The following is a 12374-nucleotide window of genomic DNA, read 5'->3' as shown; positions in this document are numbered from 1 at the left end:
GGCGACGGCCGAGACGCAGCTCGTAGACAGAGCGCCCAGACCATGGTCGCCCGGGGTGCGCGTCCAGGTCCGCCTCCCCTGAACGTAGAGGACATCGCTGGCCCCTGTTGGGTTCGGCGCCATCGACGGGGGTCCGCCCGGGACCTCGATTCGGTCGGTTCCGATGAGCTCGAGCGAAAACGGCATGGGCTCGGGCTTGTTCACCGCAATCGACCAGAGTTTGGTGGTCGGGTCAAGCCAGATATGAAACCCGGCCGCCTGCGGGGTGTCGGCAAAATGCCCATGAAATCGCGTGTCATCGGGGTCCAGCGTGAATTGATGTCCGGTAGGCGCCGATCCCGACTGCCCCAGGAAGGTCCGCTGTCGGCTCCCATCCGTCCAACCGTTCGGACCGGAGGCCGGTCGAATGATGACCATCGCCTCACCCTCCACCCGAAAATCGAGCCTGGATAAGCTCTCCTTCCCGGGAAGGCCGATGCTGATCAATTGCGGTGTCGTTTGTCTAAAATAGCTGCCGCCCGTCTTCGTCGGGCCGAAGTAGTCGAGGCTCAAGTCGCCTGTAAGGTCCGCGAGCAGCATGTCGTAGGTATGCCGTGCGCCGAGGCCGGGGTCGGCCGGGATCTCCTCGAATCGACAGTCCGCGTCCTCGACCACTCGGTAGAGCCGGCCGGGGGCACCGCTGAGTTGGAGGTGGCGCTCGCCGCTCTCGAACCCGCGGAACAGGTAGGCGACGCCGGCCGAATCAGCGTTGGTCAGGCCGGGGAGCGCGCAGGGCGAAAACCGCCCGTCGGCATCTTGTCGGTATAGCACGTCGGAGGGATCGGACGGCTCGACCTGCGCAAAGAGGACGTCGAGCCTCCCGTCGAGATCGACATCGAACCACACAGGTCGACGCCCGCGCTGCCAGGGAAGCGCCAGCCCCATCGCCTCGCCGCGCTCTACAAAACCATCCTTCTCCCTAATAAACATCAGGTTCGTATTGAGAAGTCGATCCCGGTCCGAGATGGGGCCTCGCTGCAGGAGGCCAGAGCTACCACCCCTGGCGACGAGCAGATCGACATCCCCGTCGTTGTCGACATCGGCCCAGGTTGCCCCATGCCAGTCACCCGGGGTTCGGCCAAGCATCTCGGGTCCTATATCGCGGAATCGGATGGCCCGATCGTTTCGGTAGAGGCTGGCGGGTGCCTGGAGTATGGGCGCAAACTTAAAGGGTTCCGGGTAGGTGAAGTGGTGCGAGACAAATAGGTCGACGAACCCATCCTCGTCGAAGTCGCGCCAGGATGCGCCCCAGGTCTGAGCCCTGTAATCGAGTCCGACCTGACTCGACCAATCGACGAAGGCGATGCCGGGCTCGGCTGCCAGCGGCAGGCTCGAGGTGGCCGCCAGCAGGATGAGCATTGCCGGGACACTCCGGGGTCGACGATTCGCATGCCGGGTCATCACGCCTCCTCCGAGATTGGCGCGTCCCTCGATGGCGGCGTCGAGTCGGAGGCCGAACCCTCCGTGGTGGAAGGGTCAGCATGAACGGCTCGTTCTTCCGGCGTGTCGTCCGGCCGCCGGAGCTCCGCGATGGAGTCCTCGAGTGAGTATCCGAACAGATCAAAATCCTTCGGCCAGCGCCGATAGACGACCTCCAGATCTTCTTCCGACCGATAAAAATCACGGAGACGCTGGCCGATCTGTCCGGATTCATTCATGCGATCGATGCGTTCCGGCAAGGGAAGCCCGATCCGATCGAACACTGTGGCGATATCATGATCGAAACGCTCGACGTGCCCGACAAAGTCGACAAGGACGCGCGCGTCCGGATCCGCGGACTCCGTCAGAAGGCGTGACATGGATGGCTCGACAAACCGCGGATGTCGGATGAACTCGGGAAAATCGGCGGAATCCCGCAGCGCCTCGGAGATTGGCCACTGGCCGACCATGTTTCGGACCTGCTCCGAAGGGTGGCGATGGAGCTTCTGGATGAACGTATAAAACGACACCACCCGAATCAAGGGATTTCGGACGAAGGCAAACTTGAAGTAAGACCCGAACAGCTTCTCGCCCAAGACCCCGCGGACCAGGTCAGCGCCTGCGTGTTTCCAGAGTCGAAACCGCTGCTGATAGGGTCGTTGCACCGCTTCGCCCAACGTGGTAACACCCAGCTCTATGTCGTTCCACCGACTGTGCGGGCTCAAGAGGTTGGTGATCGTGGATCCCGCGCACTTGTGGAGATGGATGAAGATGAATCGGTTGCTGTTCGAGATGATCATTGGGGGTGCCGGTGGTTATGATCTCTGGCGCCGCCCATGCGGGCCGATTCTCCGGGAAAGGTTCGGGCGTGGCGGGTGGCTGCCGATGCATCTAGATCGACGATGGATAATAGCATCGCAGCGACGGCATCCTTGGAATGTAGCAAGCGCACATGGCCGGTAACCGGCCGCCGGACGAGAATCCGACCCTCATCTCAACGTGAAAAAACCCGAGCTTGGGCCGAGGGCGGTTCGGGCGCGACGCATGCCGGTGCACAGAGCACATTAGCAGGCGGTAAGGCTACAGGGCAACTTAGGCGGTGGCGATGTAGCCGTGCTTGGTCAGCATCTTCAGTCAGCGCGTTGCGCTGCGGCTCACCATGAGTGCTTCGTAATCGACGGTGCGATCCTGATGATGGCGACGCGTTGGCGAGCATAGCATAGACGATGCGCAGCATCTTGTGGGCTAGGGCGAAGATGGAACGCTTGTGTCCCTTGCGGATGGACCTTGCGCGTGCGGCCGCTTTTGCGTTTACCGGCGCTCTCGTTGTTACTTGGGCAGATGCCCACTCGGGACGCCAGGCGTTCAGGGCAGCCGAAGCGATTCATGTCCGTGCCGATTTCCACCAGCAGCATGGCGGCACCCAGACGCCCGGCGTGGTCGAGGATAATGAAGCGCGCCGCGAGGGCGCCGACGTCGGTCTGATTCTCCCGCTCGATGATGAAGTTGAGGGTGGGCTTGCCACCGATGCGCCCGAGCGGATCATCCGCCGGATGGGTCTCGCGCATGACCAGCACAAAGCGCTTATCTGGCTTATCTGGGTTCTGATGGTCGGCGAGGCGCCTCGGTTGACACACGCCACGCAAACCTATAAAACTTAGGGGAAATCCCCGAGTGTCAATCACCCCGAGCGGAATTCCCCGATCACCATGCCGACAATCGAAGAGAACCTGAAGCACTGGTCCGGTTACGACTGGTCCCTTGGCGGAGACGAGTGGTCGTCCCTGTGGGGCGGAACCGAGAATCTCTGGCTCGGCGCCGTGCTTCCGCGGGTCGCCGATCTGTTGCCGACCGGTCGCCTGGTCGAGATCGCCCCGGGTTTTGGCCGAATGACGCAGTTTCTCGAGACCCAATGTCGTTCGATGACGCTGGTCGATCTGACTGAGCGTTGCATCGACGCCTGCCGACAACGGTTCGCGGACAAGCGCCACATCGACTATGTCGTCAACGACGGAAGGTCGCTCCCCGGCGTGGCGGACCAGTCGGTCGACCTGGTCTTCTCGTTCGACTCTCTGGTGCACGTGGAGCTCGACGTGATTGACGGCTACGTGAGCGAGCTCTCCCGCGTGCTTCGGCCCGAGGGCACCGCCTTTATTCACCATTCCAACATGGCTGCCTTCCGGCATCCGGAAGGCGAGGGCTTCACGATCGAGAACCGGCACTGGCGCGGCGGCACCGTGTCGGCCGACATCGTCAAAGATCTCTGCGACCGGATCGGACTCACCTGCTACCGCCAAGAGCTGGTCAACTGGGGGGGCAAGGACCTCACGGACTCTTTTAGCTACATTGCCCGACGTGGGTCCTCTCGAGATCGCCCGCGGGAGCTGATCCGGAACCAGCGGTTCATGGAAGAGCGGATACGTCTTTACGAGCACGCACGGGGCGTTCAGGAGAAATAGCTCGCAATTGCGTTACTTCGACCCCGCGGCTCCTGAACGCGACCAACCACGCCGGTTTGCCGGTGCCGCCACGCCTGTCAGCGCATCCGCGAACGACGGCTTCACGCGAGTACTCGGCGGGTTTTCCCTCCGTCTCCTTGTGGACACGAGGCACGCCGAGCTATCGCTCGACCGTCGGCATCCCGCCGATGTCCGGATCCGAGGTTGACAGGTGATCATTTTCTCTTACGCTTAACATGAGATGTCGGAGCTGGGAATCCAGGCCCCGACCTCTTTAGTGAATGCGACCTGTCGAGGCCCGCGGCCTTTGACCACATCGATAACATGTCGGAGGCAGAGATGAAGAAATTCCGGTCGTTCTTGGTAGCATCCTGGTTTGGACTCACCGCTGGATCCGCATTGCTGTGGCAGACATCCACCGAGGTGGAGGCGGCACCCGTAGGAGAGACACCCGCCGTGTCCTGCAGAGCAGCGACGCTGGCACTCGCTCAGAATCTTCGCTGGGATCATATCCGTGTCTGGAACACGGCGACATTCCCGGTGTGGGTCGTCTGCCCGGTTACCAACAACACCGAATGGTGGACGACTGACGATGGCACGCTGAAGTGGTATGGACCGGGCACCGGGTCATTGAGTGTATGGTTCGGAGGAAGCGCCGCCGCCAACTCGGAAGTCCTTTGCACCTGGCTGGATCTGGATCCGAATATCACCGATACGGCGGCCGTGAACTTCGTGACCCATACCGTATCCGCCCCTGACGCTCGGCCCGGGGTCGTTGGCCAGTCGTTCGATCTGGGCCTGTTCAACGGTTACTACCCCAACACGATCACATGCAGACTTGATCCACAGACAGGGTTGAACAACTACCAGGTCCTCTACAGCAAAGAACTGCTCTGAGTCGTCTCCTCGCGAGCGAGGTCCCTTGTCCCCGGCCCGCCGAGTCGACGCCTAGGACGAGGCCCTCGCGTTCCGGATCGGCAAGCGGAAGGTCCCTTGTCCATGCCTCCATAAGGTCGATCGCGGCCAACGCGATCGGCTGAATCCGAGAGACAACAGAGTAATCACTCGAGAGGACGACCCAGCGTCGTGCTCCGGAGCGTCGCGTTCTGGGGAGAGTCCAGATGAATCCGCCAACCCCTCCACCTACAGATCGGCATCGTGTCGTCGCGGCCTTGGCCTTGATGATGGCCATTTTGGCTCTTGGGCTTGTTGCAACCGACTACTTCGCGGGGTCGGGTGTTCGCGGCAGCGACAGCTCCGGCTCGAAGTCAGTCGACGGCGCTCGCCCCGCCCCGGACAGCAACCATGGCGCCCAAATCGATGCCCGGATCAAGATGATGGACGACCGGTTGGCCGAGTTGGCGGGTCGTCTGACCTCCGACCCGCCCGGTGAAGGGGACCTTGCCGCCCATGAAAAACTGGAGGCGCTCGAGGCTCAGATCGCCCTTCTCATGGCCAAGGCGGCCACAGAGGATGCCCAACGGCAGGCCTCGCGCACGGAGCTTGCCGAGCTCCAGAAGGCAGCAAACGACCCCTTCCTACGTCAACAGTTTGCCAAGGCCACAAACATGCAGCAGCAGCGTCAGGTGGAAGTCGTCGAGGAATTGTTCGGCAGCGAGGATATCGATCCGAATTGGGCGCCGAAAGCCAGGGAACAACTGGAACGAAATCTAGCCACCAGCGACGCCTTCTTCCTGGCCAACGTCGTGGATATGCAGTGTCGGACGTCCGTCTGCCGTGTCGACCTTGCCGTCCCGGAAGACGTCGGCGCCTCACCGAGCGAGGGGCTCTCGAGCTCGACCGCCACACCCATGGATACGGAGTTGGTGCTTCTTGCCACGGTGAGCCGTGACATGCCGATGGGCACCATGCGACGTGAGCCTGACGGGGCCGGCGGATACAGGTATCGGATCTATTTGCATCGGGACGGCTACGTCCCACCGAAAGCATCAAATCCGCTCGAAGGTATGACGGTACCGCAGATTCGTACCTACCTCGAGAATCTCTAGACGCCGGGGAGCATGCCGGAGCGTCGACTCGCGGTGGAGTGGGCAGTCGCCGTCGCTGCCGCGAGCGCGACGGCGCTGCTCTATCGGCTCGCCTTCACGCTCGACGCATCTTGCTGCCTGGTCTGGGTCGCCTTCGTCCCCCTGATCCTCGCGACGATCCGATTCTCGCCAACAACTGCATTGCTCTACGGCTGGTTCAGTGGAGCCCTGCTCAATCTGACCACCTCCGCATGGGTGTTCGAGGTACCCGGCGTCGGGATCCATCACGGTCTGATGCTGGCGGCCTACCTCGGGATCTTCCCTGCGATCTGGTGCTTGATCGTCGCATCCGTCTGGCGCAGCCGCGCCCCTTTCCTGCTTGCGGTGCCGGCTGCCTGGGTCATCCTCGACTTCCTGCGCGCACACGCCGGCCCAATGGCGATCTCTTGGGCGACCCCGGCTTATTGGCAGCATACGAATCCGGCTATCCTGCAACTTGCAGCGTACACAGGTGAATATGGCGTGACCTTCCTGGTCATGCTCGTCAACGCTGCAATCGCCCTTTCGGTGCGCGAGAGGCGCTGGACCGCGCTTGCTCGGGCGGGTGGGCTCGTTGCCGGCGCCGTCGTTCTGGGAACCTTGGTCTTGCGGGCCGATTCGTCATCGGAGATGTCCCTGCGGGTCGCCGTGGTCCAGCCTGCGTTCTCGGTCGAGGAGATGAAGACGTTGGGGGGCGCCGAAAAACTTGACATCCTCGAGGGCCTGACTCTACAGGCATCGAACGACGAGCCGAACGTGATTGTCTGGCCCGAGGCCGCCGTTCACGATTGGCGACGCGACCCAAATCTTCTGCTCCGGATCGCGTCGATCGCGGAGGAATCGGGTACCTCGATCGTGCTCGGCATGTCGGAAAGCGGTAAATCGGTTCGGGATCAAGGTGCCGGCCAGTGGTTGTCGGCGGCGACACCCTTTTTTCGGAACACGGCGGTGATGATCAGTGACACCGGCCACTTCGCGGGGGTGTACCACAAGAATCGACTCGTCCCCTTCTCGGAATTCAGTCCCTTCGACGGCCTGCCGGGAAGGCCCGACTGGATTCCCAAACCCGCCCAGCCGATGACCGCCGGAATCGAGCAGGCCCAGTTCCGGCTTCCCGGCAACATCTCGGTAATCCCGATCATCTGCTGGGAGAATCTCTTTGCCGGCTATGTCAGGCGCGCCGTGACCACCGATGCAAGCCTGGTGCTGCACCTGGTCAACGACAACTGGGCCGGTCAAAGTCCGGCGGCCCGGCAACACAACGCTGCATCGGTCGTTCGGGCGGTCGAGAACCGCATTCCCTTCGTTACCGCCTCCAATACCGGCCCTTCCCAGATCATCGACGCACATGGCCGCGTCATCGCGGAGATACCCGACCTTTTCGTTCGAGGGGTGGTGGCTGCAGAGGTACAGGTGCCAAGAGACAGATCCTTTTATCACCAGGCTGGAGACTGGTTTGTCGTCCTATGCGCACTCCTACTCGCCGCCGGCTTGAACCAGAGGCGAGGTAGAAGATCCTGATCGCAAGGCGAGGCACCACAACGAAGGCGCTCGTGAATCCTAATCACGGTCGTTGTCACGAGGCCAACGCCTCCACCGCCTCGCACAGGAAATGACCGAGGACCAGGTGTAGCTCCTGGATCCTGGGCGTCTCGCGGGAAGGCACCGAGAGTACGATGTCGGTCCCGGCGCGGAGATCGGCGTGGCGCGCACCCGTGAGCAAAACGCTCAGGAGACCACGTTCGGCGGCCGTGTCCAGGACTCGTACGATGTTGGGCGATCGGCCGCTGGTGGAGAGCGCCCAAAGCACATCTCCGGGCCGGGCCAACGCGGAAAGGGGACGCGAGAAGATCTCTGCGAACGAGAAATCGTTGGCGACGGCGGTCAAGGCGCTGGTGTCGAAGCCCAACGCAACGGCCGGGATGGGGCGGCGTGTCTTGTTCAGGAAGGGTCCGATCAACTCGCCGCTCAGGTGGGTGGCCTCGCCGGCACTGCCGCCGTTGCCGCAGATGAAGAGGGTGCCGCCGTTGCGGATGGATTCGGCCGTGCGCACCGCGGCATCGACCGTAGCGGCAAGGAGATCGGCGTCGCCCCGGACGGCCTCGAGGAGGGCTGCGGTGGCGCCGAGCCGGTCGGCGAGCATAGCGGAGAGCTCTGGACGTGAAAACGGTTCGGTGTCGTTCATGTGGGCTCAATAGACCGCGTCGGCGGTGGACACCGGTGTTTCGATGAAGGGCACCGACAAATCATGATGGATGACGATGACTCGAGATGCAGACCAGCAATCCCATTCGATACGTTGAGCCCCATCCAACGCTGCGCCCCGGGGTGTTGGATTCCGAGCAGGGGCGCGGGAGTGTCGGGTGACGCCGCCTCCTGTTCAGAGCAGTTTCACGAGGGCCGCAATCAAGGCCACCTGGCCGAGCATCAAGGGGACGATCCACTTTAGGAGATCCACCTTGGTCCGTGCCAGCTCGGTCCGCAAACGCTCGATATCGATCTTGAGATCAGACCGGACCTGCTCGATCTCCTTTTGCAGGCGCAGCTCGGCCTGACGCAGCTCGGCACGGATCTGCTCGATCTCCCTGTGCAGACGCAACTCGGATTCGCGCACATGGCCTTGGGTGGCGAGATCCGGAAGGTGCGGATAACGCTCTTCCAGGCGCTCGAACGCCTCGGCGATCACACGTGCGCGGGTGCGATCGTCCGGTGCGGTCGTCAAGGCTTCGTAAAGGGCGACACTGGAGCTCATGGGTCTAATGTGCCACCACGTGCAGATGTGGACAAGGGCCGAGACGAGATCGGGTCTCCGAGCTGAGAAGCACGCGGCACGCCCTCGAACGCAGCTTGTCCGAGCTCGCCACGGCCCTGGTCGTCGCTGCCCTGGTCGTCGCCGGCCCGATCCTTGGCGGAGGCGGCGCTGCTTGGATGGATCCGTGGCTGATCCTCGTGTTGCCCGTTTTCATCCGTACGGCTTTGATGGGCTCGATCGCGCTGCATGGTCTGGGTCACGCCCTCGCTGCGGGGCACGTCGGCATCGGGCGATTCCTGGACTATGTACGCGCTCTGCCGCCGTGCGGCCTTCTTCCCTTCGGCCCGCTCTTCATCCCCGGCCTGAGTCACCCGACGCGAGCGCCGTATTTCGTTCTGGACGTTCTGTCGCCGACTCGACGGCGCTGGATCGCCATCGCCGGCCCCGCGGCGAGCCTGGTCCCGCTCTGCGGGTCGGCGTCCGCACTCGCCACGCTCGAGGTCTCGTCGCCCCCGCGGAGTGGATCCTGGTCCTGCTCGTCGGAGCGAACGCTTGGATTCTCCTTACCCGTTGGGCAGTCGGCCTGGATGTCGCCCATCGGGGTGACTGCGCCCGCCCCCTCGTGGTCGGCTGCACCTCGCTGGCGGAGGTGTTCGCGCGCAATGCCGAGGCCACCCGGCGACTGGTCGACGCGCTTCGGCAGGCGTCCCTTTCAGTGACGCGCGATTGGCCCGACGACGCAAAGAGGTTTCGGCAGCGCATCGTGTGACGGGCCGTGCATGCCTTCGTCCACAACGATCTCTATACGGCCACGATGCTCTTCATCGAGCGGGTTGAAGGGACGGCCTGGTCACGACGACGAGCCTTCAGCCCGATCCATCAGCTCGCCCGCCGAGACCGGTCGGAGATGCAGACGCAGATCGTTGCGTGTCATGCGCGCGAGCTGCAGGACGTTATCGATGAGGCGCGACAGACATTCGCTCTCATCGTGGATGAAGGCGTAATAGGTCGCGCGCTTCTTTTCCGGCACCCATTCGCGCAGCAGCTCGCGGTACATGCGGATCGAGGTCAGGGAGTCTTCAGCTCATGGCTCACGGCCGAGACGAAGTCCTGTTGTTGGCGAGCCAGCGCGATCTGGCGCAGGCCGAGTCGATAGATGAGATAGATGCCGCCGCAAAGGATCGCGACGAGTGCCGCGGCGATCCAATACAGGAGGTGCGCACCCGGAGCGGCCGGCAGTCGCCCGACACTGAACAGCAGCTCCATGCCTTGAAGCTGCGCGCGGCTTGGCTCGGGTAGGCGGCCGAGACGTCGCCGTCCCAAGCGACGACTAGATCCGTCGTCTGCGAAAGCAGCGTCTCCCGGAAGGCGTCCTCGATGCCGCCGCGCAAAAAGGCATCTGCTCGATGAGCACGCCCTGGATCAGGCGCTGTCCGTTCTGGCGGACCGGACGAAAGAGCACGAAATGCCCGCTGTCGAGCAGGCTCATCCGAAACGGCTCGACCTCGGTCTCGAAGAGATTGACGTCGGGTGCCTCAGCGCCCAAAGGCGGCTCGGGCATACCGGCCGGCCCCGGTGCTGCGGACCCCGCCATTGCCGGAAGGCGGCCTTCCTGCCGCGCTGGGCCCTGCTCCGCTCGGCCGTCGTCCTGCTGCTCGCGCGAGGGAAGACCCTCGGGGGCGGCCGGCGCGGCCGGTGCCGCCTGCTGAAAACGGTCATCGAGATTCAGATCCTCGATGCGGCCGAGGGTGCTGCGCGCTGGTGTCTTCTGCTCCCGCGTCGGCGAGGCGTCGATTTCCGAAAGACGATCGAAAGCCGCCTGCGGCATCGCCCGCTCCTCCTCCGGCTGCGCACCGTGACCAGGTATCGCGGTTGTGCCGGGTCGGATTCGAGCTTGCGCCGCAGCTTGGCGGCGGCACCTATTTCCGCGTCAACCCATCGGGCAGCGCCGTCGCCATCGCAACGCCCGTCGACCGCAAGCTCGACGAGACGCGGCCCTACTACGGTGCGGCCGAGGAGAAGGAAGCGCAGGCGCGAAAAGAGCCCGCGACGGACAAGCTCCACACGGACTCTTCGGTCGCGTCCCGAGCCCGTCACGCCGCATTCAACGCAACCGATGCCGGAAAATCCAACCTGCTCGGCGACAAGGATCTGGTGGAGGATGTCGCATCGACCTGGAACCGAGTCTTCGCCTCCCCTGACAAGGACAGGACTCGGCGTGAAGTGCTCAATAATGGTATCGACACTGAACAATGATCAGTGATGAATCCTTGACCCGATAGACGAGTCGGTGCTCGCGATCGATTCGCCGCGACCAGTACCCAGACCACTGGTGCTTCAAGGGTTCGGGGTCTCCGAGTCCTTGAAAAGGCTGTCGCTGCATTTCCTGAATCAGGGTGTTGATTCGTTTAAGCGTCCTTCTGTCTGTCTGCTGCCAATAAAGATAGTCCTCCCATGCGGGCTCGGCCCAAGCGAGGATCATTCTTCCATCAGCTCACGGTACTGGATCTTCCCGGTCTCGACCTCGGCGATGGCGCGATTCAGACGCTCGGCATTTCGAGGACTCGCCATCAAGTAAGCCGTTTCTTCATAGGAATGGAAATCCTCCAGGCTCATCACGACGGCCGGTTTGCCGTTCTGGCGTGTGACCAGGATTGGCGTGTGATCGTCGTTGACCTTGTCGAGCGTGCTGGCAAGGCGGGTCCTGAAGGCCGAGTAGCTGATGGTGTCCATCTTGCGGTGATCTCCGGGGGTTGTACGTATTATAGTACCTGTACTTAAGATCGTACGCAACGGGACAAAGACTGGGCCTACTTCTCCTTCGCGTAATGCGCCGAGCGGGATGAGGGTCTCGCCGATGCCCAGGCGCGTTTCCTCGAATTCCTGAGGGCTGCGGGTATCAAGGATGAAGCATTCGGCGCCCGTGTCGACGCGCTGTTTGACCTCGCTCGCCGAGAGACCCTGCATGCGACCCTGGCGCTTGTTGTCCAAGACCTAGGCGGAGCCAATCACATGATCGATGGCGAGCGAGTACGGCGGCGCATAGGGCCGATCGGCGTTGACCATGTCCTCGACCGTCAGCTTGCCGCGGATCGCCATGGCGACGGAAGCGGGCGCTGCCTTCCTTGACCAGATTCTGCCCGGCGACGCGCCCCTGTATATTGGCGAGATCGCCATAGGGCGCACGCACCGCTTTGCCGCTGACCAGCGAGATGCATTCGACGCAGTCGCCGACGGCGTACACGTCCGGGTCGGAGGTCTGCATGTACTCGTTGACGCGGATGCCCCGACCGCGCCGATCTCGATTCCGGCCGCTTGCGCGAGCGTGACATTGGATCTGACCCCAACGGCGATCACCGCGACATCGCAGGGCAGCTCGGTGCCGTTGTCGAGCTTGACCCCGACAAGTTTGCCGTTCTCGCCGAGAAGCTCCGCAACGCCGTTGCCGACGATGATGTCGGGGCCGTGTGCGCGGACGTGGTTCTCGACAAGCTTCGACAGGTCGGGATCGAGAAACGGCAGGATCTTCGGGGTCTGCTCGATCACGGTCGTGTGAATCCCGGCGAGCCGCAGCGCCTCGCAGACCTCGAACCCGATCAGACCGCCGCCCACGACCACGGCCTTGGTTGCCTTCTTCTCGTCGCGGACCGCCCGCAGGGCATCCGCATCGGCCATCGA

15 protein-coding genes and 2 pseudogenes are annotated in these 12374 nt (G+C 63.0%); 6 read left to right on the top strand and 11 right to left on the bottom strand.

Translation table 11 applies throughout. The annotated features are described in order from the left end of the window. The 3 genes and pseudogenes from VLR48_RS03530 to VLR48_RS03520 form a co-directional block, all read right to left on the bottom strand. A partial coding sequence (locus tag VLR48_RS03530; RefSeq protein ID WP_325290449.1) for a VCBS repeat-containing protein occupies positions 1-1398 on the bottom strand: 1398 nt, incomplete at its 3' end. 41 nt (positions 1399-1439) lie between these two features. Continuing rightward, the gene (locus VLR48_RS03525) at positions 1440-2258 is read right to left on the bottom strand and encodes a sulfotransferase family 2 domain-containing protein (RefSeq protein ID WP_325290448.1); all 819 of its coding nucleotides are present in this window, start codon (positions 2256-2258) and stop codon (positions 1440-1442) included. 334 nt (positions 2259-2592) lie between these two features. Further along, a pseudogene (locus VLR48_RS03520) lies at positions 2593-2882 on the bottom strand (transposase); the annotation flags it as partial. A 285-nt stretch (positions 2883-3167) separates the two neighbouring features. On the opposite strand from VLR48_RS03520, the gene VLR48_RS03515 reads away from it, so the two are divergent. The 4 genes from VLR48_RS03515 (at position 3168) to lnt (ending at position 7465) form a co-directional block, all read left to right on the top strand. After that, positions 3168-3917, top strand: coding sequence for a class I SAM-dependent methyltransferase (locus VLR48_RS03515; protein WP_325290447.1), 750 nt, complete (start codon positions 3168-3170; stop codon positions 3915-3917). A gap of 339 nt (positions 3918-4256) precedes the next feature. Further along, complete coding sequence (locus tag VLR48_RS03510) at positions 4257-4814, top strand: hypothetical protein (RefSeq protein ID WP_325290446.1); 558 nt, start codon at positions 4257-4259, stop codon at positions 4812-4814. A gap of 275 nt (positions 4815-5089) precedes the next feature. After that, complete coding sequence (locus VLR48_RS03505) at positions 5090-5926, top strand: hypothetical protein (protein ID WP_325290445.1); 837 nt, start codon at positions 5090-5092, stop codon at positions 5924-5926. A gap of 12 nt (positions 5927-5938) precedes the next feature. Next, complete coding sequence (gene lnt, locus VLR48_RS03500) at positions 5939-7465, top strand: apolipoprotein N-acyltransferase (protein WP_325290444.1); 1527 nt, start codon at positions 5939-5941, stop codon at positions 7463-7465. A 55-nt stretch (positions 7466-7520) separates the two neighbouring features. On the opposite strand, the gene VLR48_RS03495 is transcribed toward lnt, so the two are convergent. Both VLR48_RS03495 and VLR48_RS03490 read right to left on the bottom strand, forming a co-directional pair. Next, entirely contained in the window at positions 7521-8129 is a 609-nt protein-coding gene (locus tag VLR48_RS03495) for an SIS domain-containing protein (RefSeq protein ID WP_325290443.1), read from the bottom strand. A 195-nt stretch (positions 8130-8324) separates the two neighbouring features. After that, on the bottom strand, positions 8325-8696 hold the full coding sequence (locus VLR48_RS03490; RefSeq protein ID WP_325290442.1) for a DUF1640 domain-containing protein: 372 nt from the start codon (positions 8694-8696) through the stop codon (positions 8325-8327). 95 nt (positions 8697-8791) lie between these two features. On the opposite strand from VLR48_RS03490, the gene VLR48_RS03485 reads away from it, so the two are divergent. Continuing rightward, positions 8792-9415, top strand: coding sequence for a hypothetical protein (locus VLR48_RS03485; RefSeq protein WP_325290441.1), 624 nt, complete (start codon positions 8792-8794; stop codon positions 9413-9415). A gap of 131 nt (positions 9416-9546) precedes the next feature. On the opposite strand, the gene VLR48_RS03480 is transcribed toward VLR48_RS03485, so the two are convergent. Genes VLR48_RS03480 through VLR48_RS03470 form a run of 3 tightly spaced genes read right to left on the bottom strand, consistent with a single transcriptional unit; the run spans position 9547 to position 10524 of the window. Then, the gene (locus VLR48_RS03480; RefSeq protein ID WP_325290440.1) at positions 9547-9753 is read right to left on the bottom strand and encodes a hypothetical protein; all 207 of its coding nucleotides are present in this window, start codon (positions 9751-9753) and stop codon (positions 9547-9549) included. A gap of 11 nt (positions 9754-9764) precedes the next feature. Next, complete coding sequence (locus tag VLR48_RS03475; RefSeq protein WP_325290439.1) at positions 9765-10019, bottom strand: hypothetical protein; 255 nt, start codon at positions 10017-10019, stop codon at positions 9765-9767. A gap of 7 nt (positions 10020-10026) precedes the next feature. Then, a complete protein-coding gene (locus tag VLR48_RS03470; protein WP_325290438.1) occupies positions 10027-10524 on the bottom strand; it encodes a hypothetical protein in 498 nt (165 codons plus the stop codon). 44 nt (positions 10525-10568) lie between these two features. On the opposite strand from VLR48_RS03470, the gene VLR48_RS03465 reads away from it, so the two are divergent. Further along, positions 10569-10952, top strand: a complete 384-nt coding sequence (locus VLR48_RS03465) for a hypothetical protein (protein WP_325290437.1) — start codon at positions 10569-10571, stop codon at positions 10950-10952. Here VLR48_RS03465 and VLR48_RS03460 read toward each other — a convergent pair. The 3 genes and pseudogenes from VLR48_RS03460 to VLR48_RS03450 all read right to left on the bottom strand — a co-directional run bounded on the left by VLR48_RS03460 (position 10924) and on the right by VLR48_RS03450 (position 12371). After that, a complete protein-coding gene (locus VLR48_RS03460) occupies positions 10924-11178 on the bottom strand; it encodes a Txe/YoeB family addiction module toxin (protein WP_325290436.1) in 255 nt (84 codons plus the stop codon). The two genes, VLR48_RS03465 and VLR48_RS03460, sit on opposite strands and share 29 nt — an antisense overlap. Next, a complete protein-coding gene (locus VLR48_RS20190) occupies positions 11175-11687 on the bottom strand; it encodes a type II toxin-antitoxin system Phd/YefM family antitoxin (RefSeq protein ID WP_414718574.1) in 513 nt (170 codons plus the stop codon). The genes VLR48_RS03460 and VLR48_RS20190 overlap by 4 nt, the downstream gene beginning before the upstream one ends. After that, positions 11596-12371 (bottom strand): annotated as a pseudogene (locus VLR48_RS03450) (NAD(P)/FAD-dependent oxidoreductase). The gene VLR48_RS20190 and the pseudogene VLR48_RS03450 overlap by 92 nt, the downstream one beginning before the upstream one ends. Positions 12372-12374 lie beyond the last annotated feature (3 nt).

The organism is Thiocapsa sp., from assembly GCF_035467215.1.
Classification (GTDB): domain Bacteria; phylum Pseudomonadota; class Gammaproteobacteria; order Chromatiales; family Chromatiaceae; genus Thiocapsa.
This window is presented reverse-complemented; position numbering and strand designations above follow the sequence as displayed.

Coding starts and splice junctions, on each gene's coding strand:
- VLR48_RS03510 (WP_325290446.1), top strand. CDS start 4,257: ATGAAGAAATTCCGGTCGTTCTTGGTAGCATCCTGGTTTGGACTCACC.
- VLR48_RS03525 (WP_325290448.1), bottom strand. CDS start 2,258: ATGATCATCTCGAACAGCAACCGATTCATCTTCATCCATCTCCACAAG.
- lnt (WP_325290444.1), top strand. CDS start 5,939: ATGCCGGAGCGTCGACTCGCGGTGGAGTGGGCAGTCGCCGTCGCTGCC.
- VLR48_RS03460 (WP_325290436.1), bottom strand. CDS start 11,178: ATGATCCTCGCTTGGGCCGAGCCCGCATGGGAGGACTATCTTTATTGG.
- VLR48_RS03470 (WP_325290438.1), bottom strand. CDS start 10,524: ATGCCGCAGGCGGCTTTCGATCGTCTTTCGGAAATCGACGCCTCGCCG.
- VLR48_RS03515 (WP_325290447.1), top strand. CDS start 3,168: ATGCCGACAATCGAAGAGAACCTGAAGCACTGGTCCGGTTACGACTGG.
- VLR48_RS03490 (WP_325290442.1), bottom strand. CDS start 8,696: ATGAGCTCCAGTGTCGCCCTTTACGAAGCCTTGACGACCGCACCGGAC.
- VLR48_RS03480 (WP_325290440.1), bottom strand. CDS start 9,753: ATGTACCGCGAGCTGCTGCGCGAATGGGTGCCGGAAAAGAAGCGCGCG.
- VLR48_RS03495 (WP_325290443.1), bottom strand. CDS start 8,129: ATGAACGACACCGAACCGTTTTCACGTCCAGAGCTCTCCGCTATGCTC.